General features: G+C 68.2%; 2 protein-coding genes. One reads left to right on the plus strand and one right to left on the minus strand.

Annotated elements, in window-relative coordinates; all coding sequences use genetic code 11:
- The coding region (locus G4D87_RS39095) for a hypothetical protein (protein WP_205507867.1) at positions 1-375 on the plus strand (375 nt) is incomplete at its 5' end.
- A gap of 76 nt (positions 376-451) precedes the next feature.
- On the opposite strand, the gene G4D87_RS36485 is transcribed toward G4D87_RS39095, so the two are convergent.
- Positions 452-2,655, minus strand: a 2,204-nt coding sequence (locus tag G4D87_RS36485) for a DUF4082 domain-containing protein (protein ID WP_163787401.1), incomplete at its 5' end; no start/stop codon positions are given.

The raw sequence follows: 2,655 nt of genomic DNA on the forward strand, positions 1-2,655 counted from the left end.
GGAGGGGCATTGGCGGGGATGGCGCTTGGATGGTGGCTGGGCGGTCTCCCATACACGCTCTCCCTGCGAGCCTTGAGGAAAGACCTCAGCGGGGCCGATTCGGCCGCCTTGAAGCAGCGGCTAATCGACGAATATTACATTTCGGGTCTGATCCTGGATGAGTTGAACAGGCGGGGGGAGGATTGGGAGTCACTCGAGGGGGAGGTGTTTCAGATGATGCGGTCTGATTCGGTCCTCCGCAGGAGCATTGGGTTTCAGAATCTCCAACGCTTTTTTCCGGAACGGGCACGAGCCATGTCTGACTACGACCCAAGCGCCCCCGCCGAGGATTGCCGCCAGCGAGTGGCGAAAATTCAAGCTTCGTCGCTGTGTTGAGTAATGAAACGGGGCCCGACGCGAATGCATCGCGCCGGGCCCCGGAGAATGAATCGCCTTGGAGGGCGCGAGTGACTCAGTTGTAGGTGGCGGTGTAGGTGCCGGCCAGGGCGCCGTCGATGAAGGCGAAGTCCACGCCCTTGATGGTGCGCGTCACCGTCGTCACGGGGGCGCCCGCGCGGGTGACGGACAGCAGCGTTTGGCCCGTCGTGGTGCGGGTGGGCACCATGAGGGACAGGTTGCGCGCGGGGCTCGCGAGGTCGAAGGTGAGCACCGTGCCGGTGAAGGCCACGGTGGACACCTGGGTGGCCTCGCGGGCATCGAGCCACGCCAGCAGCTGCTTCGCGGTGATGACGGGCACGCCTTCACGCTGGGCGGACGCGATGATGGCGGCCGAACCGGAGGAGCCGGCCGACGGCTGCGAGTCGACGTGCATGTTGGCGTTGAAGGCGCCGTAGTAGCCCTGGGTGCCCAGCGCGTTGTCCAGCAGCGTGTCGATGTGCAGCGGGTAGGACTGGCCGGACTCGTCCGTCATCTGCGTGGCGAGCTGGTAGACGTCCAGCGGCGTGCCGTCCAGGTCCGCGAAGCGCATGGCCAGGCCGGAGCCGGTGAACAGGCCGGGGCGGTCCTGCACCCAGTAGTCAGGCCAGTAGTAGTAGTTGGTGTCCAGGCGGATGCCGTGCAGGCGCGACACCTTGGGCTGGGTGGACCAGTCGCTGAACGCGATGCAGTGGGTGCGGTTGGTGACGGGCGCGGGGACGGCGGGGAAGGCGGACGCGAAGCTGGCGAGCTGCGGGGTGAAGAAGTTCGGGTCCAGCGTGTTGGCTGTGTAGTCCGCGCAGCCGGTGTTGATGTGCAGGGCGTACTCGAAGCCCTGGGCCACGTAGTCGTTGGCCTGGGTGGCGGTCAGTCCGCCCACGTAGTCGTAGATGGTGCCGCGGATGCACTCCCAGTCGTCCACGCTGCAGCCGGTGGGGCTGTCCGCGAGGTACTGGTCCCAGCGCTGGGTGGTGGCGCCACCGGGGTGTCCGTCGCCCGTCATCACCACGACGGCCTTGTGGGCGCTGGGGAAGTACCAGAGGCGCGGCAGCGGCGTGGTGCTCGTCTGGTGCAGCACGTTGGCGAGCAGGCGCTGCTGCTCGTCCGCCTGGGGAATCTGGACCTTGGCCAGGTTCACCCAGTCCGGCTGCGGGTCGAAGGACGCGTTGCCGTAGAACATGTCGCTGGCGCGCGCGCCCGGGCCAATGGAGGAGCCGTCCCGGTTCTGGCCCTGCCAGGCCGGGTTGCCCTGCCGCGTGTAGATGACGGACTTCGCCAGGTCATACATGAAGGCGGTGGCGGTGCCACTGCCCACGGTGCGCTGGCTGACGGCGGTGAACGTCGTCGCGGTGGTGGCGTCCGAGTAGAGCGTGGCGACGGTGCGCGTGCCGGTGACGACGGTGCGCTGGTCCGCGAGGCCGTGGTACTGCATCGTCTCCGCGGTGATGCCCGTGCCCGGGGCCTGGGTGTCGTCGACCAGGATGTAGCCATTGGCCTGCGTGCCCTGAGAGGCATTGAGCCCGAGCAGCGACTGGAGGTTCGCCGCGGGCCGCAGGGCGACGAGGCTGCCACCGGCGTTGACCCAGTCGGTGATGAGCGTCACCTGGGCCGCGCTCAGCGTCTGCTCGCCGAGCACCAGCACCTTGTAGTCATCGAGGGAGACGGAGACGCCCAGGTTGCCGGCATCGGTGGTGGCGTAGGCGGCGATGCCCTCGGCCTCCAGGATTTCGCGCAGGTAGTCGGTGAAGGGGTTGCCGGGAGCGGTGGCCACCAGCACGGGGCCCGCGCCGTGGACGCCCGGACGGGGCGGCGGTCCGTAGGTCTCGAAGACGACGTCCACCCAGTAGTTGGAGCTCTGGTGGCTGCCGTTGGGGAACGTGGACGTGGAGGCATAGGCGAAGACGCCGTTGCCGCCCGAGGTGGTGGCGCCGGGCAGGGCGTGCAGCGGAGGGGCGTCCACGCCGGTGGCCAGGCCGCTACTGTCGAACGAGTAGCCGCCGAGCGGCGCGAAGTACGACGCCACATAGGTGGTGCCGGCGGTGATGGCGACAGGGGAGGAGAACGTGACCTCCTGCCAGCCGACGGCCGTCTCGTGGGTGAAGGTGGCGGTGGCGAGCGGCTGGCCCGTGGCGCTCCACAGGTTGCCCACGTGGGTGCCGTGGTTGCCGCTGCCCTTGTAGAAGCGAACGCCCGTCACCTGTCCGTCCACGTCCGCGCGGAACTTCACGCCCACTTCGATGG

Origin of the sequence: Myxococcus vastator (assembly GCF_010894475.1) — a bacterium.
GTDB classification, from domain to species: Bacteria; Myxococcota; Myxococcia; order Myxococcales; family Myxococcaceae; genus Myxococcus; species Myxococcus vastator.